Origin of the sequence: Microcoleus sp. N3A4 (genome assembly GCF_036701805.1) — a bacterium.
Lineage (GTDB): Bacteria > Cyanobacteriota > Cyanobacteriia > Cyanobacteriales > Microcoleaceae > Microcoleus.
The window spans coordinates 1-26931 of sequence record NZ_JAUBRJ010000060.1 but is presented as its reverse complement, the minus strand read 5'-3'; the positions used below and the strand labels follow the sequence as shown (position 1 = coordinate 26931).

At 43.5% G+C, this 26931-nt stretch carries 11 protein-coding genes and 1 pseudogene; 8 read left to right on the top strand and 4 right to left on the bottom strand.

Annotated features, from left to right (window positions below; genetic code table 11):
- Positions 1-402: 402 nt before the first annotated feature.
- Positions 403-837, bottom strand: coding sequence for an aminoacyl-histidine dipeptidase (locus QUA56_RS27090; protein ID WP_333048787.1), 435 nt, complete (start codon positions 835-837; stop codon positions 403-405).
- Between the two features lie 326 nt (positions 838-1163).
- On the opposite strand from QUA56_RS27090, the gene QUA56_RS27085 reads away from it, so the two are divergent.
- A protein-coding gene (locus QUA56_RS27085) for an IS630 family transposase (protein WP_333364172.1) occupies positions 1164-2119 on the top strand; the annotation gives its coding sequence in 2 pieces (ribosomal slippage) (positions 1164-1479 and positions 1479-2119; 957 coding nt in all).
- Positions 2120-2306: 187 nt separating this feature from the next.
- On the opposite strand, the gene QUA56_RS27080 is transcribed toward QUA56_RS27085, so the two are convergent.
- Positions 2307-3005, bottom strand: coding sequence for a hypothetical protein (locus tag QUA56_RS27080; protein WP_333364169.1), 699 nt, complete (start codon positions 3003-3005; stop codon positions 2307-2309).
- A 321-nt stretch (positions 3006-3326) separates the two neighbouring features.
- On the opposite strand from QUA56_RS27080, the gene QUA56_RS27075 reads away from it, so the two are divergent.
- The 7 genes and pseudogenes from QUA56_RS27075 (at position 3327) to QUA56_RS27045 (ending at position 23963) form a co-directional block, all read left to right on the top strand.
- Positions 3327-4913, top strand: coding sequence for an AAA family ATPase (locus tag QUA56_RS27075; RefSeq protein ID WP_333364165.1), 1587 nt, complete (start codon positions 3327-3329; stop codon positions 4911-4913).
- A gap of 320 nt (positions 4914-5233) precedes the next feature.
- Positions 5234-12670, top strand: coding sequence for a SpvB/TcaC N-terminal domain-containing protein (locus tag QUA56_RS27070; RefSeq protein WP_333364162.1), 7437 nt, complete (start codon positions 5234-5236; stop codon positions 12668-12670).
- A 112-nt stretch (positions 12671-12782) separates the two neighbouring features.
- Positions 12783-13151: pseudogene (locus tag QUA56_RS27065) on the top strand (element excision factor XisI family protein).
- 47 nt (positions 13152-13198) lie between these two features.
- A complete protein-coding gene (locus tag QUA56_RS27060) occupies positions 13199-13546 on the top strand; it encodes a nucleotidyltransferase domain-containing protein (RefSeq protein ID WP_333364159.1) in 348 nt (115 codons plus the stop codon).
- On the top strand, positions 13533-13886 hold the full coding sequence (locus QUA56_RS27055; protein WP_333364157.1) for a DUF86 domain-containing protein: 354 nt from the start codon (positions 13533-13535) through the stop codon (positions 13884-13886). Before QUA56_RS27060 ends, QUA56_RS27055 begins: the two co-directional genes overlap by 14 nt.
- 72 nt (positions 13887-13958) lie before the next feature.
- Positions 13959-14576, top strand: coding sequence for a Uma2 family endonuclease (locus QUA56_RS27050; protein WP_333364155.1), 618 nt, complete (start codon positions 13959-13961; stop codon positions 14574-14576).
- A 102-nt stretch (positions 14577-14678) separates the two neighbouring features.
- Entirely contained in the window at positions 14679-23963 is a 9285-nt protein-coding gene (locus QUA56_RS27045; RefSeq protein ID WP_333364152.1) for a Tc toxin subunit A-related protein, read from the top strand.
- Between the two features lie 124 nt (positions 23964-24087).
- Here QUA56_RS27045 and QUA56_RS27040 read toward each other — a convergent pair whose 3' ends face one another.
- Together QUA56_RS27040 and iscB are read right to left on the bottom strand one after the other, a co-directional pair.
- A complete protein-coding gene (locus tag QUA56_RS27040) occupies positions 24088-25881 on the bottom strand; it encodes a bifunctional 3'-5' exonuclease/DNA polymerase (RefSeq protein WP_333364149.1) in 1794 nt (597 codons plus the stop codon).
- 279 nt (positions 25882-26160) lie between these two features.
- Positions 26161-26931: RNA-guided endonuclease IscB (iscB, locus tag QUA56_RS27035; RefSeq protein ID WP_333364146.1), on the bottom strand; the 771-nt coding region annotated here is incomplete at its 5' end.

Sequence of the window (26931 nt, the reverse complement as noted above, 5' to 3'; positions counted from 1 at the left end):
TATTCCCCTCTTACGTCTATTTGACATGGCTTGCTATGCGACTACCCTACATATTACGAGGATTTAGGAGGATTTAGGAGGATTTAGAAGGGTCTAAAATACAAAAAATCGCGTTAAAAGCAACAATTCTTTACAAAAAATGATGAGTAGTTATACTCATTACGAGGCTAAAAGTAGGAAATAGAAGGTGTAATGAGTAATAAATGTGCTGTTTTCTCCTCTTTTTTCCTCCTTTTTTAGCCCCTTAAAATTCACATCCAGGTCAAATATAGTTCTAACAAAATAAAATAGCTCTCAATCAAAGGGTGGGTGGGTGGGTGGCAATAAGCTTCCCCACTCCTAGAATGAGGAGTAGGGAAGCTGCCCTGAACGGGCATTGACATTCTTAGTTACTCAAGCGGCTCAATCCAAATCATCGATGTCGTCGTCAGCAACATCCACTTCTTCATGTACACTTTGTGAGCTTGAAGCAACTCCGCTGCTCTGACGGGCGAGCCGTTGATTGCGAATGCCCCGATGCTTGGCGCGGCGATCGCGGATTGCATCCATGTCGGTCAATCCGTATAGGATGCGACCAGCACGCATCAATTCCTTTAAAGGTGTTTCACTGTAGTCAGCGCGAAATTGGGCATTATGTGTTTCCCAATCAAATTCGCCACCGTTAAAGCGAGCAACACTTGCCAGTTCCCGACCTGATTCTTCTCTCAAAACTTCTAGTACCATTAGGCGAAGTTTATCGTTGTAACTAATGCACTTGTCGAGGGCTTTTATTTGAGTCTTATGAGCTTTAGCGGTATGGGTTGCATTAGTCTTTTGAACTTTTTCAGTGACTCTCATTTCTCAATTTTCCTGAATTCAAGTTTGTTCATATACACAGCAGCCATCGCTGCCTCTTTAAGTTTAATTATTGGGCTTAACTTTCAAATAAAATATTAATAACTGTATTTAAAACTAATTATAGCCTTTCTCATAAAGATGAGGTATGATGTTACTGACACTCATTCATGAGGGTCAAACAGAGAACACACATCGAATGAACTATAATTATATGGTTCAGTCAAGCCACCCGAAAGCGATAGCACACATAATAGCATTTTTCTGACAGCACGAAGAAGTTGACTCACAACACGTTTACTTGTACTCCTCTTCATACATTGTTAAAAATGAAAACTTATTCGATTGATTTTAGACAAAAAATCCTTGATACTTATCATACTGAACCGATTTCACAAAAAGCAATAGCTAAACGTTTTTCTGTAGCCCTCAGCTTTGTACAAAAATTGCTTAAACAATATCGTGAAACAAAAAACATTAGTCCCCGAACTCACCGATGTGGAGTCAAAGGCAAACTGAATGCAGAGCAACTACTCATATTGGGGGAATTGATTGAATCAAACAATGATGCTACTCTTGAAGAACTTCGTTATTTACTTTATGGGAAAATTGGATTTTCCGTTAGTAGAGCGACAATAGCAAGAAGGATAAAACTCTTAGATATTACTGTCAAAAAAAAACTCTCTTCCCCTCGGACAAAGGCACCGATCGAGTTCAACTCCTGCGATGTGAGTTCTGGCAAAAAATAAAAAAAATTAGTTTGAAAGACTTAATATTCATTGACGAATCTGGAGTTAATTTAGCAATGGTTAGGTTATATGCTAGAGCTTTGAAAGGTCAAAGAGCCCGGGGGCCAAAACCAACTAAACGTGGCAAAAATGTCTCAATAATTGGAGCAATGTCAGTCAAGGAAATTTTGACATCGGTTAATCTAATAGGCCCAACTGATGCAATTACATTTGAAGCTTTTATTATCAGAAAACTTGTGCCAAAACTATGGAAAGGTGCTTGTGTAGTTATGGATAATTGTCCCATTCACTTGGGAGAAGAAGTGAAAAAAGCGGTCAAAAAAAAAGGGGCAAAATTAATATACTTATCTCCTTATTCACCAGATTTCTCACCAATTGAGAATCTCTGGTCAAAGCTTAAAATTATTCTCCGTTCTATCAAGACTACTAATTATCAAGAATTAGCCAAAGCCATAGAGTGGGCGTTCAGTCAAGTTACATCATCAGATATTTTTAACTGGTTTACACACTGCTGTTATTGTACCTCATCTTTCTGAGAAAGGCTATAACTTGAAAGTAATTAATACTTTAAATATTTCCCTGAAAGCTGAAATTTGATTAAAATACTCATAATATGAATAAAATAAAAAACTCTACTTTACCGTTTTTAGGTAGAGCAGAGTTTTACATATTCAACAAGAGCGACGGTGAAGGAAGCTGTAAAATTTGAGCGAGGGTGAAAGATTATTCTAAATCTTCGTCTTCGTCCTCATCTTCATCAGCATCATCTTCCTCATCTTCTTCCTCGGTATCGAAATCATCTTCGCTGTCTTCGTCCAAGTCTTCTTCGGATTCATCTGTTTCCTCATCTTCATCAGCATCAAGTTCATCTTCTAAGTCATCATCATCTTCATCATCGGATTCATCCTGCTTGTTATAGCTATTGCGTTTAGCCAGCGATTCTTGATTGAATTTGACAAGACCTTTAATTGCTTCTTGCGCGTCAACCTCGAAAACGTCGTACAGTTTGGCCATCACAAGAGCAATGACTTCAATATCGTGGCGCAGTGCATCAGGTTGACCGAATAAAGCTGGAAACACTTCATTATTCCAACGCTGCCAGTTCATCGTTTTGCCGCGTTTTTTCAACTGACCAGCAATATCCAAACCAAGTTTTTCTTTGGTAGCGTGACCTACCTTAGTTTGGAGACGTTTTTCGCGCAGTTGAATTTTGACTCCAAACTTTTTCAGAATGGTAGTTCGCACGCGGTCTAGAAGTGCGTCTGCTTGCTCTTCTACAGTGAGTGTCGAACGGCGACTGACCTGCGATTGGGTAGCTGTCGCTGGGCTCTTTGACTTAGCAGCACCATTGCTTTTGCCATTCAAAGTCACCGCTCCATTGGATGGGCGAGAGTTATGGTTTTTAGCTGTTGTTGTAGCCATAAAGTTTGATTTAATTAAACTACTTCACGGCTAACAGCGCCGTTAGGCGCTCTCAAATTTCATCAAATTTATAATTAGTTTTTTTTATTATCATTAATAATAATTAATAGTTTTTCCTGTGAAATAAATTTCTGTAATATTTCGGTGTATCTTTTTTTGAGTAGCCGAAATACATAATTATGTATATTGAGGAAATTAGGTAAATAATTCCTAAGAATTAAAAGGAGGTTTGGCTGCTGTAGAACTATTGGCTGATGGCAACGCTCGACCGTAGCCTATCAATGAGAAAAGTACCTTTGAATATTTCTTACCGTGGAATTTATGCGTACCATTAATGACTGGCTCGCTTTGGCCCAAAGAGGCATTAAGATTGTCGGGCTGGAGTATTACACGCCTGACCGAATCAGAGTGTTAGCACAGTTCCACAATTGGGGGCAGGAGCTGCATTTGCCTGTTTTCTTTTGGAACTCAGGGTACAGTTGCTTGCAAGAAATTGTGAGTGGAGAGGGTGAGTGTATATTACAAAATAGTGACTTGCGCCCAGATTCTGACGTGCTTCAGTTCCTATTAGAAAGTAGGAGAAAGGGAATTTACATTCTCGAAGGAGTGCTAGATTTTGACGAATCGGGTCAGGTGAGTTCGCGTCTGGGGTTTCAATTGGCAAATGCTTACTATCACTCATCTTGGTCTGCCGCTCCTCAGTTTTGGGTGATGCTGGAAAACTACATACAACTGCCGGTGAACTTGCAGCCTTTGATTCCCGTACTGACGACTCCATTACCGTCCCGAGTTGCAGCGCAAAAGGTGGTGGAGTTGTTTTGCGATCGCCATCCTGGGCTTGGCGACAAAAGTAACGAGGTGTTGCAAGCTGGTTTGGTTCGAGCTTGCCAGGGGTTGCCCCAAGGTGAGATCGAGTTAATTTTAGAGCGATCGCTAGCTTTTGCTTCGACTGTAGAGGAAATGGCGCGGTTGGTACTCGACCATAAGGTTAATAAGCTACGGGGGCGAGGCCTAGAGTTTATTGCCGAGGCAGATGTGCCGGATGCAGGTGGTTTAGACTTGCTAGACGAGTCGCTGTCAAAGGTGGCTTCGTTGTTGAGTCCAGAAGCAGAGAAATACGGACTCAAATTTCCCAAAGGAATGATTCTTTGGGGGCCGCCGGGTACGGGCAAAAGTCTGAGTGCTAAACTTGCGGCTAAGAAGATGGGAGTACCGCTGTTGGCGGCTGATTGGGGTTCGATTGTCGGTTCTTCCAGACCAGATTTAGCTTTGCGCGAATTGCTGGAACTGACTCAGGCTTTAAGTCCTACAATTCTCTATTGGGATGATTTTGATAAAGGTTTTGCAGGATGGGATTCCAATGCAGATGGCGGAGTTTCTAGGCGTTTATCCGGGAAGCTTTTAACGTGGATGCAAGAGCATCAATACCCAATTTATATCGTGGCGACGGTTAACCGTTTGGGGATGTTACCACCGGAATTAATTCGTCGCTTTGATGATATTTTCTTTGTGGATTTGCCTCACGAAGGGGCCATGTATGAAATTTTTAATCTTCATCTCAAAAAATATTTTCCTGAGTTCCGCAATGCTTGTATTTCGCCTTGGACGGATGATGAGTGGCGGATTTTATTGAGAGAGTACAGGCTTTGTACGCCTGCAGAAATAGGCAATGCCGTGAGAAAATGTGCTGAGGAGATATATTATCGCGATCGGGTACAAGGGAAACAGCCGGATGAATTGAAAGTGACTTTGAACGACCTCCGACAACAGCGCTATCAGTTTACGCCGTCGATGCTGCGCGATGAAGAGCAAATTTTAGCGATTCGCAATCAAGCGACTTATGCTCGATCGGCTAGTGGAGAGGATCGATCGCGATTTTCTATTCCGTTACAGGAATTGTTTGGTTAGTGGCTTTCTTGCGAGCGTCGCAAAGAGTGTAAATTTTTCTGAAGCAACATCGGAGCAGTTGTAACTTTGTCTTATAATTCAGAACACATTCTGCAAAGATTACTGTCGCGCGTATCAGACTTCTCAGAAAATTAGAGCTTGACGCGGCTGATTGAGAATTCCTCAAAGCTAATGGAGTAGAAACAAGCATGTCTGCATAAGAAGTAAGGTGATTTGAGGGAAGGTGACTTGTATCCAGTGTAACGATCGCCAGTCATCCAGTTGCAAGCCCAAAGTTCATTGACTAAACGCAGCTCCGATACGGGGTATAGGGTAAGCCTATGTTCGCTAACTCAAACAAAAAAAGCGACAAGCAAGCCACAGAGTCAGATAAAAGTTACGTCTCACCACCTCCGACCGTATCCCTACCCAAAGGAGGAGGAGCGATTAAAGGGATGGGTGAGAAATTTGCAGCTAACCCAGTGACTGGCACGGGTTCCATGAGTGTACCCATTGTTACCAGTCCCAGTCGATCGGGATTTGGGCCGCAGTTGTTGCTTTCCTATGATTCGGGTGCTGGTAATGGGATATTTGGTTTTGGTTGGAATCTATCGCTGCCCTCAATTACCCGCAAGACGGACAAGGGTTTACCCCGCTATCAAGATTTAGAAGAGTCCGATATCTTTATTCTTTCTGGTGCAGAAGATTTGGTTCCTGTGCTGAGAGCAGATGGCAGCCGGGAGAGCTTTAATTCACCCGATGGTCAGTTCAAGATTCAACGCTATAGTCCCCGAATTGAGGGCTTGTTTGCTCGAATTGAACGCTGGACAAAATTAGATTCAGGAGAAGTTCATTGGCGATCGCTTTCCAAAGACAATATTACCACACTTTATGGCAAAACCGCCGAAAGTCGGATTGCCGAACCCAGCGATTCAAACCGTATTTTTAGCTGGTCAATCTGCGAAAGTTATGACGATAAAGGTAATGCAATTCGTTATGAATATAGATCGGAAGATTCAGCAGGAATAATTACAGCACAGGTACACGAACGGAATCGAACTCCAGAGAGTCGATCGGTCGAACGCTACCTGAAACGAATCAAATATGGCAATAAGAATCCTCGATACCCCAATCAATATCTATCACTGCGATCGGACTGGATGTTTGAGGTGGTGTTTGACTATGGAGAACACGATATAATCAATCCAAAACCGAATGATTCAGGAGTTTGGATTGTTCGTAACGATCCGTTTTCATCCTATCGATCGGGTTTTGAAGTTCGCACTTATCGCCTGTGTCAGCGGGTGCTGATGTTTCATCACTTCTCGGAAGAAGAAGACGTGGGAGATAATTGTTTAGTGCGATCGACCGATTTTACTTATTCCTACGAAGAAAACCTCACCGATGTTCGCAATCCTCTTTACTCATTATTACTTTCAGTAAAACAGACAGGATACAAACGAAATCAGTCAGGTGGGTATATTCAGAAATCCTTGCCTCCTTTGGAATTTACTTACAGCGAAGCCCATATTGATGAAACGGTGCGGGAAGTCGATCGGGAAAGTCTCGAAAATTTGCCTCAAGGACTCGATGGTACGCGATACCAGTGGGTAGATTTGGATGGCGAAGGCTTATCGGGAATTTTAACCGAACAGGGGAATGGATGGTTTTATAAACGCAATCTCAGCCCGGTTCCGGTTAATACGCTTGAAATCGCTGGTGATAAGCAGATTAAAGCACGTTTTGCCTCCGTTGAGTTAGTTGCTAATAAACCTGCAACTGGTTTAAACAATGGCGCACAGTTTCTTGACATAGCAGGAGATGGTCAACTCGATTTGGTAACTTTACGCAGCCCTAATCCCGGTTTTTACGAACGGACTCACAACGAAGATTGGGAATCATTTGTTGCTTTTAAAGCTTTACCCAATCTGGATTGGGATAACCAGAATTTGAAATTTATTGACCTGAATGGCGACGGACATAGTGACATACTAATTACAGAAGATAATTGTTTTGTTTGGCATCCATCGCTGGCAGAGGATGGGTTTGATGCGGCGGAACGGGTGTATCAATCCTGGGATGAGGAAAAAGGGCCGCGCGTTGTGTTTGCCGACATTACCCAGTCGATTTATCTGGCAGATATGTCGGGAGACGGTCTGACAGATATTGTGCGAATTCGGAATGGTGAAGTGTGTTACTGGGCAAATCTGGGATACGGGCGATTTGGCACTAAGGTAACGATGGATAATTCGCCTTGGTTTGATGCGCCGGATATCTTTAATCAGCGACGGATTTTATTAGCAGATATTGACGGTTCTGGAACCACGGATATTCTCTATTTGAGTGGGGAAGGGGTACAGGTTTATTTCAATCAGTCGGGTAATAGTTGGTCAGTAAAGCGAGTTTTGAGCAGTTTTCCGGCGCTCGATAATGTGGTTTCGGTGACAACAGTTGATTTGTTAGGAAATGGAACGGCTTGTTTAGTGTGGTCTTCACCATTGCCGGGGAGTGCGCCCAGCGTGATGCGGTATATCGACTTGATGGGCGGGCAAAAGCCACATTTGTTAATTAAAAACGCGAACAATATGGGTGCAGAAACTGTTGTACAGTATGCGCCTTCTACGAAGTTTTATTTGCAAGATAAATTGGGAGGTAAACCTTGGATTACGAAGTTACCTTTCCCCGTCTATGTGGTGGAACGGGTGGAAACTTACGATCGCATTAGCCGCAATCGCTTTGTGACGCGCTATGCCTACCATCATGGCTATTTTGATGGAGTGGAGCGAGAGTTTCGCGGCTTTGGCATGGTGGAACAGTGGGATACAGAAGAGATTGGCACGATTCAGTCTGGAGATACTACATCCGACAGTACCAATTTGGATGCAGCTTCTTTTGTTCCCCCGGTGCTGACTAAAACCTGGTTCCACACGGGAGCCTATTTCGGTAGGGAAAAGATTTCTCAACAGTTTGAGCATGAGTATTATCGAGAACCCAATGAGTCAGACCAGACATTTGCAGCTTCGCTGTTGCCCGATACGATTCTGCCTGCTGGGTTGACGGCGGACGAAGAACCGGAAGCAGCGCGATCGCTAAAAGGGCGGATTCTCCGGCAAGAAATTTACGCCCTGGATCGTTCAGATAAACAGCCCCATCCCTACAGTGTTTCCGAGCGCAATTACGAAATTCGCCTGGAGCAAGCTCTGCAAACCAACCGTCATGCGGTGTTCTTTGCCCACGATCGCGAAACGATCGATTATCATTACGAACGCAATCCCAACGATCCTCGAATTACCCATGCAATCACGCTGGAAGTGGATGAGTTTGGCAATGGGTTGAAGTCAGTGGCGATCGCCTATCCTCGCCGGAAGCCTGCCTATCCAGAACAAGCAAAAACACTAATTACGTATACCGAAAATCGAGTTACTAATAAACCTAACGAATTTGACTGGTATCGCGTTGGTGTGCCAATTGAGACTCGCACCTACGAAATTACTGGTTTAACTTCGACAATTCCATTTGCACTAGACTTCATCCGTAGTCAGTTGTTAAATGCGATCGCAATACTTTACGAAGCAGTTCCCACATCTGGCACGTTACAAAAACGGTTAATTGAGCGAGTGAGAACGCTTTATCGCAAAGATAGCGAAGCCAATACTACCGATCCAACTCCGTTATCACTAGGAGAAATTGACTCTCTGGCATTGCCCTGCGAGAGCTTTAAATTGGCATTTACAACCGGACTACTGGCTCAGGTTTACAGCAGTAAGCTAACCTCTAGCGAGCTAAATGCGCTACTAAGTAACGAGGGGAAATACGTACAGCAAGATGGTGGCTGGTGGATTCCATCCGGTCGGCAGGCATTTGACGCAACTCAGTTCTATTTACCCGTTCAAATCAAAGACCCGTTTGGTAATCTTTATACCAGTATTTACGATACCTATCACTTACTCGTCACTCGGACAATCGATCCGCTAAGTAATACGGTGCAAATTCAGAACAATTACCGCACAATGCAACCGGAACAGGTGACTGACCCAAATGGCAACCGTTCCGAGGTGAAGTTTGATGCACTGGGAATGGTAGTTGCTACAGCCATCATGGGCAAGAAAGGTGAGAACAAAGGAGACACATTTGCGAATTTTAAAGCTGACCTGACCGATGATGAAATTAAAGCTTTCTTTGATACTAACGGCCCGCATTCATTGGCAGCACAACACCTGGGAACGGCAACGACGCGGATTATTTATGACTTGAATCGCACGCCTGTCTGTGCAGCATCTATTGTTCGCGAAACCCATATTAATGACTTAAATGCAGGACAGCAATCCAAAGTCCAACTAAGTTTTGCCTATTCCGATGGCTTTGGACGCGAGGCGCAGACTAAGGTGCAAGCAGAACCCGGCCCCCTCGATCCAAATGTGCAGAATTCACCTATTCTGAATCCGCGTTGGGTGGGTACGGGAGCGACAATCTACAACAATAAGGGCAAACTTGTCAGGCAATACGAGCCGTTTTTCAGTCCTACTCACAAATTCGGTATTGAAAAACATGGGGTCAGTAGTACGCTCTTTTATGACCCTGTTGAGCGTGTTGTCGCTACGTTGCATCCGAATCATACCTACGAGAAAGTCGTTTTCGATCCCTGGCAGCAAAAAACTTATGATGTCAACGATACGGTGACTTTTGACCCCAAAACCGATTCGGATGTGGGTGCATTTTTTACTAAACTGCCGGATGGGGATTATTTGCCTACTTGGTATCAACAGCGGATTGGTGGGGCATCAGGGATTGAGGAGAAAGGCGCAGCCCAAAAAGCATCAAAACACGCTGATACCCCTACTATTGCCTATTTAGACACGCTAGGACGCACATTTTTAACCATTGCTGACAATGGAAAAGATGCTAATGGCAATGAGCAGAAATATCGCACTCATGTTGAGTTGGATATTGAAGGAAATCAGCGTGCAGTAACGGATGCTCTCGATCGCCTGGTGATGAAATATGACTACGATATGCTGGGCGATCGTATTCACCAGTCTAGTATGGAAGCGGGCGATCGCTGGATACTCAACAATGTGGCAGGCAAGCCCATTCGGATGTGGGATAGCCGTAACCACATTCTGCGTACTAATTATGATACGTTATTGCGTCCAACTCAATTATTTGTCAAGGCTGGTAATGAGCCGGAAATCCTGACAGAAAAGACGGTTTATGGTGAAGGACAAGGCGATGTCAAAAACCATCGCGGCAGGATTTATCAGCATTTTGATAGTGCAGGTGTGGCCACAAATGTAGAATTCGACTTTAAGGGAAATCTGGAAAAAAGCAAGCGCCAATTGGTGAAGGATTACACAAAAATTCCTAATTGGTCGGGCAATCCCGTTTTAGAAACTGAAATCTTTAGCAGCAGTACCCGTTATGATGCGTTAAATCGACCAATTCAGTTAGTTGCACCCCATAGTAGCAAGCAGAATACGAAACTCAATATCATCCGTCCTGGTTACAATGAGGCGAATTTATTGGAACGGATGGATGTTTGGCTGGAAGAAACGGCTGAGCCAATAGCATTACTCATTCCGCAATCAGCTAATTTTCATACTGTCACGAATATCGACTACAACGCCAAGGGACAGCGCACGAATATTGAATATGGAAATGGGGCAAAAACTGAGTATACCTATGACGAAAAAACCTTCCGTTTAACTCATCTTAAAACCACGCGGGGTGGTGCGGTATTCCAAGACTTGTTTTATACCTATGACCCTGTTGGCAATATTACCCGGATTCGGGATGATGCCCAGCAAACTATCTTTTTCAAGGGACAGGTTGTATTGCCGCAATGCGATTATATTTACGATGCAATCTATCGACTGATTGAGGCAACGGGACGGGAACATATCGGACAAATTGGGCAGCCAGAAACCAGTTGTAATGACGAGTTTCGCGTGAGTTTGCCGCCTCCTAATGAGGGACAGGCGATGCGGAATTATACCGAACAATATCTCTATGATGCTGTTGGTAATTTTGATAAATTAATTCATCAGTCTGCGAATGGGAATTGGACTCGTGCTTATGCTTATAACGAAGGGAGTTTAATTGAACCATCCAAAAAGAGTAATCGTTTGAGTAGCACGAATGTGGGGGCAAAAACTGAACCTTACGCCTACGATGCTCACGGCAATATGATGAGTATGCCTCATTTGATGCTGATGCAGTGGAATTACAAAGATGAGTTGAGTGTAACTTCGCGACAGGCTGTGAATGATACGCCACCACCTGAGAAAGTGCCGGAGATGACTTTCTATGTTTATGATGCTAGTGGCGAGCGCATTCGTAAAGTTACGGAACGGCACAATGGTCCCCGCAAGAATGAGCGGATTTATCTGGGTGGGTTTGAGATTTATCGGGAATTTAATAGCAATGGGAATGATATTAAGTTAGAGCGCGAGACACTGCACGTGATGGATGATAAGCAGCGCATTGCTTTGGTGGAGACTAAGACTATTACTAATCCTGATGATGAATCTCCCGCGCAACTGATTCGGTTTCAGTTTGGTAATCATCTTGGTTCGGCTTGTCTGGAATTGGATGATAAAGCTAATGTCATTTCCTATGAGGAGTATTATCCCTACGGGAGTACCGCTTATCAGGCAGTGGATAAGAGTATCAAAACATCAGCAAAGCGGTATCGCTATACAGGGAAGGAGCGAGATGAGGAGACGGGGCTTTATTATCATGGGGCGCGATATTATGCACCGTGGTTGGGTAGGTGGACAAGTTGTGACCCTGCTGAAATAGTGGATGGACTGAATATTTACACATATGTGCGTAATAATCCTACAAACTTTGTAGATCCGACTGGTAATGATGCGATTAGCGCGATTGAGACAACGTACTTGATGCCTGGAAATTCTCACGCTCGTGAAAATCTAGCACTGGTTATCATGAAGCTAGGTGGTATATGCTATGACCCTAATAAAACTTCCTATGAAAAGCTTTGGTCAGAATATGTGAAGCTTAGGGATCAAAATCAACCTAAACCATACGCTTACGATGGCCCATCAATTGGCCCATCAAATGAGCCTTATGATCGTCGTCGCCGATATATCAGAACTCCTGTCGATGATCCGCTCCAATACGAACTCACTGAGGTTTACGCGACAGCCGAGGAAGCTGAGCAAATACAATCCCAGGTCAACCGTCAAGAATTTCTTAGTAGAGCCTATGCAGCCTTGGCAGCAGGTGCTTCGGCGACGCCAGGATCAACGTCAAGAGGAATTGTACCAGCTCGTGGGGGTGCTGCTTACGGCAAACCATCCACTTATGATCCACAGGGGGGTGCGAATAAGCCGACTTTACCCCCGTATGGTGGCTTAGTGCCCCCGAAGCCGGGTGCACTAGCCGCAATGCGAGGATTTCAAAATGAAGCAGAAGTAGTACGGATTACAGGTGGGCGGTTAGCTCGTGATCCACAACGTCCAGATGATGATCTAGTTATTCGCTTCAAGCGTCCAAATGGTCAAGGTGGGGCAGTACGGGTCGATGTGATTGGTTCAAATGGCGAATTGATAGCTGTAGGAGGTCCTGCAAAAGGTGCAGATTTAGGGACGTTATCTGCTCGCTTGAACGATTTAAAGGCTGCGGCTGATGCAAATGGAGTTCAGGCACAAGCCTATTTTACAAAAGACACTGGTGAAGATGTATTAGTAAAAGCAAGATATATCTTGGGATCGAATAACGTTCATTTATTTGATAGACCAAATTATAAGTATCCATAGCCCTCCCAGATTTAGCAGTGCGATCGCCCGATCTTGTTGGTTGGGTTGAGGACACAAAATCCAACATGATCTCTACAAAAGCACCAATTATATTTCAAGAGGTTTTTAAGTTATGACACAGCAAACATTGCCAATCAACGGACGCATTATTGACTGCAATACCAACAAAGGAGTCGCCGATTTACAGACTGAAGCATGGGACAAAAACCTCATCTTCGACGATCGGGTTGGTAGCGTAATTACCGATGCTCAAGGATACTTTCAGATTGAGTTTACTCAAACCCACTGGAAAGGATTGGAGCGAATTTATTACACCGTTATGCACTTCAATATCAAAGATGAAACAATCTGGCTTCAGCACAATGCAACTGACATCGATATCGGCCAATAATTGCTGGAAATGAGCGTTGCTAAAGAAGACATTATACTTGGGTTGCATCCACCTTACAAGCGTCCATATACAGGGTATGGAGTTGCTTGATAAATGCGTTACACACCAAATTACCGAAAAATAACCAAATAAGAGTAATGCCCAAAATACTAGCCGATCGCAATCCCAAAATCCAACAACGATTAGGACTCTCCCTAATCGAAATTTCTACATTTTGTCAGCAATGGCAAATTGTAGAAATGGCACTATTTGGCTCAGTGTTGCGCGAAGACTTTCAAGTCGATAGCGACATTGACATTCTCGTAAAATTTGCACCCAATGCCCGCCAGGGATTGTTAACCCTTGCCAAAATCAAACACGAACTGGAAACACGCTTTGGGCGACCCGTGGATATTGCGATTAAACAGTCGATCGAAACCAGTGAAAATTGGATTCGCCGCCACGAAATTCTTGACACAGCACAGGTGATTTATGAGCAGGGATAAGGCTTCATTACTAGATATCGCCAATGCTGTACGACGAGTTTTGCGATTTGCTGAGGGACTCGATAAATCTGCATTGGCGATCGATGAAGAAAAGCAATCTGCTATCTTTTATCAAGTCATTGTCATGGGAGAAGCTGTTAAGCGACTCTCAGCCGAATTTCGGAACCAGCATCCTGAAGTTCCCTGGCGAGATATTGCTGGAATGAGAGATATTCTCACCCATCATTACGATCGAGTTAACCTCGACACCCTATGGGATGTGATTCAAAGTGATATCCCAGAACTCCTCGCATTGCTTGAACCATTACTCCCTAATCCTGATGAAAGGGAAAATGAATAGTTTAAAAGTGCGATCGCTCATTTCTCTAAAAAAGCATCAACTTAATTTCTCAGTTAATAGGAGATATTTCACATGATCGCTCAAGCTAAATTTCAATTCATGACTCCCCAAGAGTATTTGGAATGGGAAGAAAAACAACCCATTAAGTATGAATACATGAATGGGGAAGTCTTTGCTATGACTGGGGGAATTCTGCCCCATAACTCTATTGCATTGAACCTAGCCTCTGGACTAAAAAATCACTTGCGGGGTAAAGGCTGTAAAGTCTTCATGGCAGATGCCAAAGTGGGAGTTTCGGAAAACGGACCATTTCACTATCCTGATGTGATGGTGAGTTGCGATTCGCGCGATCGCACTGCCCGTAAAGTTATTTATCATCCTTGTTTAATTGTCGAAGTGCTATCTCCTGGTACAGAAGCATTCGATCGCGGCAAAAAATTCAAACATTACCGTCAAATTGAAACTTTAAAAGAATACGTTCTGATTGAAGCCGATCGCCTGAATGTGGAATGTTACCGCATCAATGAGAAAGGCAAATGGGAACTCACGGCTTATTCCCTTGAATCAACGACCAACGACACGGAACTAGAAGTTGAGTTGACTAGCGTTGATTTCCGCTGCCCGATTTCTCTGCTGTATGAAGATGTTGTTTTTCCTGAAGATAATTCAGAAGAAACTCTTGATAACTAGGTCAGGGCATAGTGTTTGATAATCGGGGGGTGAGTAGTCTTTCAAAAAATCGTTTTAAAAAATCTAGTAAAACCAAACTTAATAATTTAGGAAAACTAAGTCATGTCTCAGAAAAAATTCCACATTTCCGGTCGCGTAATTAACCGCCAATTCCACATTGGTATTCCTAGCTTGCGAATTGAAGCTTGGGATAAAGATTTAATCTTCAATGATTTGGTTGGTAATGTTGTCACTGACGAACAGGGTAACTTTCAAATTGAGTTTACCGAAGTTCATTTTCGCGAATGTTTTCTAGACAGACAACCAGACCTCTTTTTCAAAATATTTAACCAGAATGGCGAACTTCTGGGCAGTACCGAGAATTCAGTTTTATGGAATGTAGAAGTGGGAGAAACTAAAATGACGATCGCGATCGATTTTCCGACCCCTGAAGAACCAAAACCAGATGGCGAGCAGCCTAAACCATTTATTGTTAAAGGGCAAGTTCGGAGCGAAGATGGTAACTTACTTGTCGGTGTAACTATTCGAGCATTTGATAAAGATTTGCGGAGCGAACAGTTGTTAGGAGAAAAAGTCAGCGATCGCCAAGGATACTACGAAATTCACTACACCGCTGCCCAATTCTGCCGCGCCGAAAAGAAAAGCGCAGATTTAATTGTGCGGGCATTCAATTCTCAAGGCACAGTTATAGTTACTTCACCTATTATTTTTAACGCTCAAGCTGTTGAAGTTGTAGACCTCATGGTTGGTGGCGGAGAATACAAAGGACTCTCTGAATATGAAAAATTAATGGAAGAATTGCGATCGCTTTTAGGCGCTCAGCAACTGGCAGACCTGCGAGAAGACACAGAAGAGAACCCCCAAGAAGGTAAATTCCGGGATATTAGCTTTTTGTCTGGAGAAACTGGCATTAACCCAGAGTTAATTAACTTTCTGGTGATTGCCGCTAAATTCGGAAATCAAACCGATCTACATCCTGCCGTTTTCTATGGCTTTTTCCGGCAAAACTTACCCACCGAGCTCTCTGCCTTATTAACCCAAAGTCAGGAAATTCAGCGCCGCGTATTGGAAACTGCGTTGCACGACAATATCATTCCTGCTGAATTGAAGGATCGATTGGAACAGATTCTGCAACGCCTGCAATCTTTGCAAATCCAACAACCTGAGTTTTTAGTTAAACCAGAGGTACTGTTTAGCAACTTGACTGATTTAAGCCACCTAAACGAGGAAGAATATGACTTCATTACTGCCAAGTTAAACGAGCGTCTCCGTCGTGAAATCCTCAACCTGGCAAGCAGTGTCAGTGAGGCAATGACCAACGCCTTACAAACTGCCGTTACCCGGATTAATTACCAGCAAGTCAAGGATGCTGAACTGGCAACTGTCTTGAAAGAAACTGTTTTGCCAGAAATCAAGAAAAATAAAGTCCTAGCAGAAGAAGCAATCCAAATTGAAAGTCGCCTTGCTCAGAACCCATCAGGAAAGGTTAGTGATTTGCTATATCTGGATGTGCCTTTAAAAGAAAATCCCCTATTTGATGCTGAGGTTCGTCGAGGCAAAACCTTTGCCTATACCAAACTGGCAGGATTGAATGAAGAAGTTGCCAAAAACTTGGTTGTTAAGAACATATCCCTGGACGATCTTGATGATACAGTTCTGGCAGATTTGGTCAAAGACGGGATTCTCAACGACCAACAGAAAAACACGCTGCAAGTCACGGCAGATCTGGGTAAACTCACGGGTGATAACCTGCCGTTTGTCAGCACACTAAAAAACAGAGATATGCAATCCACTGCTAATTTTATTCATTGGGACTTAGCCGACTGGCAGCAACTGATTACAAACGAAAATATTGCTTTACCCCCCAGAGAAACGACTGCTACTTATGCCGAAACAATTCTGTTTAACATTGAGAAAACCTACCCATCACAAGTTCTATTTGGCCGTCTGCTCAACTCCCAACTGACTACTCAATTCAATCTATTGGACTCAGTTAACACACTCCTGAGAAATAATGAGAAACTTATTGATGGAACAAACCCTGCCTCCATAGATTGGCGAGGAGTTGGAGCCGAAAACCGTGAAAAATTGCAAGCCGAGCTGCAAAATTTGACTACCTTTGCCAACAGGTATCAGCATTTGGGTATTGCTGACATAATCAATGACAAAACTGTTGATTTGGTTCAGAAGAAAGAGATTGTCAATGCCCGTCTACAATCTCTCGATAGGTTCTACAAAAACAATCCGAACTTAGACCTGCGATTGGTTAATTTCTTTGACACTCAAGATAGCACTCTCAATTGGAGTAACATTTCGACAACCGATCGACCTTTGGTTAAGAAACAATTAATGGCATATCAGCGATCGCTCAATTTGGCAGAAACGGTTTCTGATAGTCAAGTGCTGTTGAGTCAGGGATATGATTCTGCGATCGCGATCGCCAGTAAACCTGAAGCAGAATTTATCAAAACCAGTGGGTTAGAACTAGGCAAAACTCGGTTAAGCTACGCTAAAGCCCAAGAATCTACTCTAGCAGTATCTCACAACTTTGAAACCATCCGTGATGCAGTTTGGGGACGGTTCAAAGATATTTTTGTTGGTAACATCGATCCCGGATTGGTCAATGATTTACGAGAAATTGATGGATTTGCCGAACTATTTGGATGCCAGAATTACTGCGATTGTGAAGAGTGTAAGTCTATCTTGAGTCCGGCGGCATACTTTGTCGATTTGATGTCCTTCATCGAGCAGCATATTTCCAAGCCTGTTTTTATCAGTACAAATCGAACCAATCATCCCTTGTATCTCAAGAACCGCCGCAGCGATCTGTGGAAACTCAATCTCACCTGCGAAAATACTCACACGCTGATTCCTTATCTAACCATTGTCAACGAAGTCTTAGAAACCTATCTAAATACGGTCGTCTCCGGCGACATTTTTGAAAGACTTAGCCACAGTTCTGAAAACATTTCCTTTGGGCTACCTTTCAATCTGCCTCTGGAACAACTGCGAATTTATCTGGGACACTTCGGAATTACTCTGTCTGAGATATACCACACCTTAAAACAGACGGATGCCAAAATCTGGCGTGCTCGACTTAACCTTTCCCAGGAAGAGTTTGCGGTTATTACCACTCCCGATCTAGTTGGAGTAAAGTTCCGCTTTGGTAATCCAGCGTCGTTCAATGACTTTGATGTGCAGGACTTTATCCGACTGGCAGGCATTAGCCGAGAGCAATTGGATGAGTTGCGATCGCTCACATTTAACCCTGAATTGAAAGCCGTTTGGGTGGGTAACAAGTCGAATCCTGATGACTTACAAAGTTGTCAGGAAGTGATGAGAAATTTAACTGAAAGCCGTCTTGATTTCATCCACCGCTTCATTCGCATCTGGAAAAAAACTACCTGGAGTATTCCAGAACTCGATTTGGTGTTGACCTCGTTAAAAGATGCAAATTTGATTACTTCAGATTTGAATGATGCTGCTATCTTCTCCCTGGCTCAACTGGTCGATCTGCAAGAAAAACTGAAGCTGACAGTTGAAGAACTCTGCCCGATGGTTAATCAACTACCAGTTTCCAAGGCGTTTCCCATCCCTCCCGCCAAACAGGGCGATCGCCGCCTGTACGAGCGTTTGTTTGATCTGAAGAAAATTTTTGGAGAAAAAGACCCCAATACCCATGAAATAAATCCCACGGTCACATTCCATCATTACTCGCTCAACACAGTCAATCCTAGCGACAAGACCATCGATCCCAACACACCCCTTTTGCTCGGTGGCTTAGGTATTTCCGAAACCGAACTGCTGCTGCTATTCGATTTGCTCAAAAACGAAATGCCCTTCGATGCCAATGGTGATTGCACGCTCGATCGCAGTAGAATTTCCTTGCTCTATCGCCATGCCAGACTTGCTAGAGCATTAAAATTCAGCATTGAAGATTTTATCCAGGCACTTCGTCTCAATTTGGCTCTAACCAATTTAGTTATCACAACGTTAGAGCAAATTCATCAACTCGTAAAATTCAAAGATTGGCTCAAGTCTTCTCCCTTCAAAGTTTCTGAGCTTTGCCTTATTCTTAAAGGCGAAGAAAGTACAACGATCAAATTCAAGCTGGATCTCAGTGCTGTAGGAATATTGGTGCAAGAAGTTCAAGCAGCCTCAGAACCGAATAAAATAACAGCCCTAAAAGCCAGTCTGGCTAGAACTCTCAACCTCACTGTTGACCAGTTGACAAATGTTTTGGGTTGGGTCAACACTGACATCAACAGTACCGGAATCCAGACTGCACTGACCACGACGTTTACTAATGGCGTACCCAACAATCCGACTGACTTGAACGCATTGCTCACCTTAGTTAGGGAAGCAGAGCGCATTTTGCTGCTATTTGGCAACCTCAAATTCAAACCGGAAACCATTGCTTACTTGACTCAAAAATCAGATGTTTTGGGCATTACCAATCCCAAGAATTTGACAATCAACGATCTCAAAGCGCTGACGTTTTACAAAGACCCGATCGCTTTGAGCGATGAAGCAGAACCACTGGTTCAAGACGTGTTAGATAACTATCTGGCTGCCAGTGCCTTTTCGATTGAGGATACTGCTAAACTGGCGGATTTGTGGAAACAGGACAAAAGCCTGATTGCATCGCTAACGAACTCGCTCAGTTTACCCACTGTTGCGATCGCAGCCCTGCAATACCTCTGGGAATGCCTCAACCTTTGTCAAACTCTTGGCATCAACGGGTTTTCGCTGCAAAAACTAGCAGACGACACAGATTACACCAAGCTCATTGCTGCAAGAGATGTGGCACTAGGAGCCTTTAGCTCGAAATATGATGATGAAAAAGTTCGCAAGGAAAAACTGGAACCTTATCAAGACAGAATCAACGTCAAAAAACGAGATGCGCTCTGCGATTACATTATTGCCCGCCAAAAAGATTTAAAATTTAAGGATTTGCATGACATCTACGCCTTCTTCCTGCTTGACGTGGAGATGAGTGGTTGTTTCCGTACATCTCGCCTGGTCTGTGCCATTTCTAGCTTGCAGTTGTATGTGCATCGCTGCCTGATCAATCTGGAGCAATCTGATCTCAAGCTAAATCCAAACATTGTGGATATTCAAGTAAATCCAGCATTGATTCCAGCAGACGAATGGGACTGGCGAAAGAACTACCGGGTCTGGGAAGCCAACCGCAAAGTATTCCTTTATCCCGAAAACTACATTGAACCCGACCTACGGGACAACAAAACTCCCATCTTCCAGGAACTGGAAGACGAACTCCTGCAACAAAAAATTACTAAAGAATCTGCGGAAGCCGCTTACAAGAAATATGTCTCCCAGTTTACTGAACTTGCCCATCTCAAAATTGCTGGTAGTTATTACTATGAACACGAGAATACTAAAACTAAAACCAAAACTAAAACCTATTACTTCTTCGGTCGCACTCAACAAGACCCGCCGCAGTTCTACTACCGCAAGTGGATTGACAACAAAGTTTGGACAGTCTGGGAAAAAATTGAGTTGGCGATTAATTCTGAGCGAGTTGCAGCAGTCATTCATCTTGGTAAGTTGTACTTATTTTGGGTAGAAATCAAAACACAGGAAAAGTCAAAAATTGAAAATGGCAACAACAAAGTTGTGAGTTTCAATTACTCTGTTGTATTGAACTACTCATTCTTAGATGAGAATCATCGCTGGCACTCTCCACAAAAGTTAGACTTCACAGACTGGATGTATGAAGCGAGCGCTTTCAATAAAGTTTCACTTGAAGAATTTAATACTTATTGTGAGAATAGCAGAGCTTTCAAGAAAATTTACGCTCATGTCGCAGCAAATATAATCTATGTTCACTATCTGGAAGACAGAAAGCAACTTCACGATAATAAGGAAAAACGAAGTGAACGTTCAGCAAGACTGAACTTATTTTTCAATCGTCTTGACAAGCCTGGTCAACGCAGCAGCAACGCATTTTCAGGCGCTCACGTTAAGTTGTTTAAGAATTCTAACGCAGCTTTAGCATTGTATTGGTTTAATTCCTCTACAGTTTCTGAAGCTGAATTTCACTCAGTTACCAATGACCCTAGTGGACTGAAATTCTTGACGAATCAATTTAGCATTGAGGAGTTTCAGCCAGAAATCGCACTGATACAAGGTAAGCCAGGTGACTACATTGTGAAGATTAGCGACCAAAATTATACAGTACAATATGCTAACTTCCAGCTACTTTTTTTCTCTTTCAAACGTGTCTCTTTCAGAACTAGCACATCACTTGTAGATGAATTAGGAGAAATCCTATTTACTAAAGGACTGAAAGCATTTCTCTCACTGGAAACTCAAAAACGCAAAGAACATCCTGTAGGTATCAGTTTCACCAATCCATTTGAACTACTAGCACCATTTGATAACCCTAACCATGTCGATTTTAAAGGAGCTTATGGTGAATACTACCGCGAATTGTTTTTCCATATTCCATTCCTGATTGCCAATCACTTTAACGCCAATCAAAAATTTAAGGAAGCCAAATGGTGGTATGAACGGATCTTTGACCCGACTGCCAGTGAGCCATCCAATCCTGCAAAGCCAGCCGATCGTAACTGGCGCTACATCGAATTCAGGGATGTGACGCTTCAGAAGATGAAGGATACTTTGACGGATCAAGCCGCGATCGAGCAATACAAGCAAGATCCCTTCAATCCCCATGCGATTGCCCGTTTGCGGTTGAGTGCTTACCAAAAGGCGATCGTGATGAAATATATTGACAATCTACTCGATTGGGGCGATTACCTTTTTGCTCAAGACTCAATGGAATCGATAAACGAAGCTACGATGCTCTACGTGCTGGCATTCGATATCCTAGGTAAACGCCCTGCCAAACTGGGTCAATGCGAAACGGCTAGCGACGAAAAACTAACATACGAGAATATTGGTCCAGGGATTAGTAAAGGCTCCGAGTTTCTGATTACCCTGGAGAACTGGAGTTGGAGTAACTCGATCGCGGCAGTCACGTCTAAGATGAAAACGGCGATCGCAGTGAATGCCGGATTAGTTTCAACAACAACCTCCCGATCATTCCCTACCAATGTAGAAGCAGTCACAAGAGAAACAGTTAACCCAGCAACAACTGCTCTGAGCGATCGCATCAGCATGGTTGAACTCAAGCCTCAGTATCGAGTTGCCTCCTATGCCACCGCAGTTCAAGATAAAATACGTTATGTGGGAGCGATAAAGGATTGGGAAGTTGCTCCGCCCATCATCAAGTATCCCGGATTTCACTTCCATATCCAAACCACACCCGTTTTCTGTGTACCACCCAACTACGACTTGCTGAAGTATTGGGATCGAGTAGAAGATCGTCTGTTCAAAATTCGCAACTGTATGAACATCAGTGGCGTGCGTCGGCAGTTAGCTTTGTTCCAACCACCCATTGACCCAATGGCGCTTGTCCGGGCAAGGGCTGCTGGACTGAGCTTAGAAGATATCCTGGGTATGTTGAATGCACCCCTGCCACCCTACCGCTTCAGCTACCTGATTGAAAAAGCCAAACCGTATACTCAAACAGTTCAATCCTTTGGCTCGGCGCTGTTGAGTGCGTTAGAAAAGAAAGATGTGGAAGAACTAACGCTACTGCGATCGGTACACGAACGCAACATCCTGCGAATGACGAAGGACATCAAGAAGCAGCAGGTGAGGGAAGCACAGTATCAGTATCAGGCGCTCGTTGAAGCCAAGGCTAATGTTCAGAACCGGATTGATTACTATCAGGGATTAATTGATGCAGGATTAACAGGTTGGGAAGTTACACAACAGATTTCAAGACATACTGGCACTATTCTAAAACTCGCTGAAAGTATAGTTCATTTACAAGCTGGTATCACTTATCTCTTTCCTCAAGTTGGCAGTCCTTTTGCTATGAAGTATGGAGGTAAAGAACTAGGAGATAGTGGTGTAGAATTTGCACAATGGACTTCAAGTATGGCAGCGATCGCTGATGCCGTATCTGCCTCAGCAGGTTTAGAAGCCACATTCCAACGGCGCGAACAGGAATGGAAGCAGCAACTCCTGCTTGTTCAGGAGGAATACAAACAGGTTGAACAGCAACGACTAGCAGCCGATGTACGGCAACTCATTGCCGAGAAAGACTTAGAAATCCATGAGAAAAATATGGAACAAGCAGATGAACTGCATGAGTTCTACAAAAATAAGTTCACCAGTCTGGGACTCTACAACTACCTTTCCACTACCCTCAATCGCCTGTATCGCGAAGCTTACAACGTCGCCTATGACATGGCAAAAATGGCAGAGCGCACCTATCAGTTTGAGCGAGATGATGACACCATTTTTATTGCAGGCGATAACTGGCATTTTGATCGGGCTGGACTACTAGCTGGAGAACGATTGCTCTTGCAACTGCAACGCATGGAAAAAGCCTACCTTGAACAACACAAACGCGATTATGAAGTGACGCAATCGTTCTCGCTAACCTTATTAAACCCATCGGCGCTGGTTGGGCTTAAGCAAAGTGGAAATTGTGAATTCACAATTCCTGAAATCATGTTCGATCTGTTCTACCCAGGTCAATTCAAACGCCTGATCAAATCGGTGCGGATTACGATTCCCTGTGTAACAGGTCTCTACACCAATATCAGCGCCAAGCTCACGCTCAAAGAAAGCAAGGTCAGGAAAGCGGCAACCGCTGACCCCGCTGACCTGATTGATGTACCAAGCCAGAAATTGACCTCTATCGCCACTAGCAACGCTCAGAATGATGGTGGTTTGTTTGAACTCAATTTCCGAGATGAGCGCTATCTCCCCTTTGAAGGTGCTGGAGCAATTAGCACTTGGGGGCTTGAATTGCCATCAAAACTCCGTCCATTCAGTTATGACACAATTTCTGATGTCATCATTCACATTAGTTATATAGCGAAGGATGATGGAGCATTCCGAACTACTGTCGAAAATCAGATCGCTGATGCTCTGACTGACTACGCTGCTTCCAATGGACTCTATCGCTTGCTAAGTCTCAAACACGAGTTCCCCAATGCTTTTTATCAATTACTGCATCCATCAGGAACAACTCAGACCACTGAATTTGAATTGAGTAAGCAGCACTTCCCCTATTTCCTAGCCGATCGGGATCTAACGCTACTCTCTCCAGTGACGGTATACCTGAAACCCAAAGACAAGGACGGCATAGCAACGACTGGTCTGACGCTGAAAGTCAACAATGCTAATGTCAGTAGCTGGAACGACTTTGCTGAAAATATGAAAGCTGGAATAGTTTCCCTGTCAGGAAATCCCATCAAGAAATGGATAATCGATGCTGAAACTAACAGCATCGATAAAGACAAGCTGGATGATATTTTGATTCTTTTGAAATATACAGCTTAATACGTATTGATGCTCTAGTTGCTTATTTCAGTCCTACTGCTATCGGATGGTAATTCCAAAGCAAGCGCAACGTCTGCTTATCTACATGATTTACCGGACATTCTGGAATGGATAACTTCATTATTCAAGCCCAAGAAGACTCAATTTTTACCTCTACTTCAACCGGAACTTGCTGCAAATATAGCTCTCCAGCTTCTACCATCACTTTTTTTAGAATGCGACTGGTTCTTTTTAGATTTGTTTGCGGACACTCTAACAGAATCTCGTCATGTACCACACTGATTAACTTTGCGCCAGTCTTGGGTAAGAGCTTAAACAAACGAGCGATCGCCACTTTCAACATATCAGCCGAAGTTCCTTGAACCGGGTGATTAAGCAACTCAGAAAGCCGGGGTTTCTTTGCCCACCGTCTTCTACGTCCGCCAATTGTACGAATTTGCTTGATATCTTTGACGTACACCCTTCTCCTGATGCTGTCATGCCATCTTTTGATTCCAGCATAAGCTTGAAAGAATCGTCTTCTGAACTCTTTAGCTTCCTCCAAGGTTAAAAAAACATCGTACTTTTCTTCAGCATAAGCTTGGAGTTTGGCAGCACCCATGCCGTAAATTAATCCGAAATTAACTGATTTAGCTATCCGTCTATCCTCTGCCGTTACCTCCTCTAACGGCTTTCCCGTAATCAAAGAAGCCGTTAAAGTATGCAAATCTTCACCTTTAGCGTAGGCATCTAACATTCGGCGATCGCCAGATATTTCAGCGACAATCCTTAGCTCGATTTGGCTGTAATCTGCTTTAATAATTTGATATCCGGGAGCGGCAATGAAGCACGCACGCATCCCCTTTGCCGTACAATTTCTGGGAACGTTTTGCAAGTTTGGCTTATTGCAACTAAAGCGTCCAGAACGCGCACCGCATTGCCGATAGCTGGGGTGAATCCTCCCCGTTATCGGGTGAATGTGTTTGGGCAATGCCTCAGCAAAATTTGAACACAAAGATGCTAATTTCCGATAATTAAGTAGCAACTGGATAATCGGGTATTGACCAGCTAGAGGAATAAGTTCGCTCTTGGTTGTTGACTTGATTGGAATGTTGAGAGCCTGAAGAGCACTTAAAACTTGTACAGACGAGCGGGGATTTATAGTTTCTACCATCTCGGGAAATAGCGAAAGTTGGGGATTAGGGGCTGGTTTGAGACCGGCTTTCACTAATTCAACCAGCGTAGTCTGCTTTTGAGCTTTCAGTTCCTCCCCCACCAAATGCCATTGTTCTGCATCCAGTAAGATTCCATTTAGTTCCATTTGGGCTACAGCAGGCATCGCTTCAAATTCAATTTGGGCGGTTTCTAGTAACCCAGCACTCCGAAGTTTTGAGATGAGTCGCGCTCTAAGTTTCAGCAGGATAGAAGCATCTAAAGCGGCGTATTCTAACTGAGAAGCTGATAGCTTACCTCCGAAATTGCTCGACTGTAGGCTCTTGTCAAGTTTGATTCCTAAAAATTCAAGAGCGAGGGATTGTAGATCGTGGTTTTTCTTGAGTCCCGATCGCAACACCTGGCTCGCTAGCATGACATCAAAAAATGGGCCAGACGGTCTAAGTCCAGCTATTTCTAGTACCTGCCAGTCGAACTTACCATTTTGAAATATTTTGAGCGCACTGCTGTTTAGAAGTGCTTTTAAAGGCGATAATTCGCGATCGGCAAAAGCAGCTAGATCGACAATTATTACTGGGCGTTGGGGAACAGCTATTTGGATGAGTCGGATGCGTTCCGTAAGTGGATCTAGCCCGGTGGTTTCTGTGTCTATGGCTATAACACGAGCTTTTATTAAAGGCGAGAGAACATCATTTAGTCTGGAAAAGTTTGTAATCAGCTCGTATTCCACAATAGGATTTGGGGCGAAGTGTGGGGAATTATTCATGGGAGTAGAGGGGTTTTAAAGTAATAGTTTTAGTCGTAAAATTGATAGAACTAGCAGAGATATTGGGGCAGACATTCGGTATTGAAGTCTAAGTTACATTCTTAATATTTATTTTGAAAGATACTAATAGTAATTTGTTGAAAGGTAAGTTGTGCTGTCCCCACTAACCAAACGGTATAGTGGGGAAGCAATCGTCTATTTTTTGTCTATTACGACTAGGTAGCTCTCAACAGTCACCGGGCGATCGCTCCCCCAAAATATTTCTAAGGGAAGTTCAATTTAAAATCCGTAATTGTAACCATCTTTCCTCTGCACGATTTGACAGCATTTGAAACTAATACCTTGAACTAATTTAGTGGCGGAAATATTGAAGGAGCCAGTTGTTCTGACTGCAACTCTTCCCATATATCTGCCAACCTTTTTCCCGTTGACGACAATCGCTTTGACGATATCCCCAGTTTTAAACCCTTTGACAGACTTGAATCTAGGAACATATCGATCGGGGAATCCAAACTTATCAGTCCGGCACATTTGTCGTGTTCCATGCCCCGTAGCTTTGATTAACAATGGTTTGTTTGTTAATAGCTTGAGTGAGTCAATTTTCCCCACGCAAGCCGCATCAATCCAATGCGTTTTAGGTAAGTTTAATCGGGTTCGATTAAACTTTGTCAATCCACCAGAACCAGTCGAAATAGGTAAGCCAGTTTCTTTGAGTTTGTTGAACAGTGCCCATCGGGTTGAATTGACTGCTGCTGCATCCTTGAGGGGACGTTTTGCTTGAGCAAGAATGCGCTTTAATACCTCCGGTTTTTTAGCTAGAAACTTCTCAATTGATTGAGTGCCTTTCTTTTGGTTACACTTGGAGCAGGCTAAACAAAGGTTAGAAATTCTGTTGCTACCACCGTTAGCTTTGGGGTGAATATGCTCAACTTGTAACGGCACATTTTCAAGACCGCAATAAGCACATTTTCGCTCCCATTTGTTAGGGTCGAACGGGGTATCGCTACCCCGAACTCCCATGCAAAACCGGACGTGATAGTTTCCCGTCAT